Annotated in this window: 2 protein-coding genes; both read left to right on the forward strand. The window is 60.6% G+C overall.

The window, feature by feature from the left end; all coding sequences use genetic code 11:
* A partial coding sequence (locus VOI29_RS24400; protein ID WP_323784474.1) for a glycine--tRNA ligase subunit alpha occupies positions 1-284 on the forward strand: 284 nt, incomplete at its 5' end.
* A 148-nt stretch (positions 285-432) separates the two neighbouring features.
* On the forward strand, positions 433-1,672 hold a 1,240-nt coding region (locus VOI29_RS24405; RefSeq protein WP_323784475.1), incomplete at its 3' end, for a glycine--tRNA ligase subunit beta.

Consider the following 1,672-nt stretch of genomic DNA (forward strand, 5'->3'; position numbering starts at 1 on the left):
TGGATAATGAGAAGCAGATGTCGGAGTGGAATTTTGAGGTTGCCAATACCGACACATTGTTCGACCTGTTCAACAAGGCGGCCGCCGAGTGCGAGAACTGCCTCGACAAGAAACTCCCGATCCCCGCCTATGAGCAGGCGATCAAGGCGAGCCATGTGTTCAACCTGCTGCAGGCGCGCGGCGTGATTTCGGTCCAGGAACGCGCCAGCTACATGGGCCGCGTCCGCGATCTCGCCAAGGGCAGCTGCGAAGCGCATATGCTGAAGAACGGATGGGCAGCGTGATGGGTATGGAGGCAGTTATTTGCTCCCTGTTGCGCAGCAATGGGGAGGTGGCATCCGCCGGAGCTTTGGCGAAGGCGGGTGACGGAGGGGCCCCTCCATCACGCTTCGCGCGGTCCCCCTCCCCGTGCTCCGCACAGGGAGGAAAAAGATGACCGACTTCCTCCTCGAACTGCTCTCCGAAGAAATTCCCGCCCGCATGCAGGCCAAGGCCCGCGTCGATCTCGAGCGGCTGTTCACCGAGCAACTGGCCGCAGCCGGCCTGAAAGCTGGCGCTATCACCGTCTATTCGACGCCAAGACGACTGGCCCTCATCGCCAAAGACCTGCCCGCACAGACCGAAGCGGTCAGCGAGGAAGCCAAAGGACCACCGGAAGCCGCCCCCGATCAGGCGATTGAGGGTTTCTGCCGCAAGAATGGCGTCACCCGCGACCAGCTGGAAGTCCGCGACATCAAGGGGCGTCCGACCTATTTCGCCGTGATCAACAAGCCGGGCCGCGATACCAGGGATGTGCTCGCAGAAGCGGTTCCGGCGATTATCCGCGCCTTCCCGTGGCCGAAATCGATGCGCTGGGGCGACGCTAGCCTCTCGACCGAAAGCCTGCGCTGGGTGCGGCCGCTGAGCGGCATCGTTGCAATCCTCGGCGATGATCTGGTGGAATGCAGCATTGACGGCATAAAGTCGGGCTATGAGACAGTGGGCCACCGGTTTCATCACTCCGTTCGCCCTGAGCCTGTCGAAGGGCAGTTGGCGAAAGGTGCTTCGACAAGCTCAGCACGAACGGAAGTGGGAAAGATTACAATCGGCGGCGCCCATGATTACGCCGAAAAACTCCGCGCCTGCCACGTGATCGTCGACCACGAAGAACGCCAGAATATCATCCGCGCCGGTGCCGCCAAGGCTGCATCGGACGCCGGACTGGATCTGGTCGAGGACGAAGGCCTGGTGATCGAGAATGCCGGTCTGACCGAATGGCCGGTGCCGCTGCTCGGCAGCTTTGACCCGGCGTTTCTCGATGTCCCCGAAGAGGTGATCCAGCTGACCGCCCGGGTGAACCAGAAATATTTCATCTGCCGCGACAAAAACGGTGCTCTCGCCCCGAATTTTGTCTGCACGGCCAACATAGCCGCCAGCGATGGCGGCAAGGCAATTATCGCGGGGAATGAAAAAGTCCTCGCCGCACGGCTCTCCGACGCCAAATTCTTCTGGGACCTTGACCAGAAGACGTCATTGGAGGATCATGCAAAGAAATTGAGCAACATCGTGTTCCACGAGAAATTGGGAACGGTTGCCGACAAGGTAGAGCGTGTGGCCAAGCTGGCTGAGTGGTTGGCGTCTTTAGAAGGGACTGGGTTACTCCGTGCCAACCCGGAACAGACCGAGCAGGCCG

Source organism: Leisingera sp. (assembly GCF_034669605.1).
Classification (GTDB): Bacteria; Pseudomonadota; Alphaproteobacteria; order Rhodobacterales; family Rhodobacteraceae; genus Leisingera.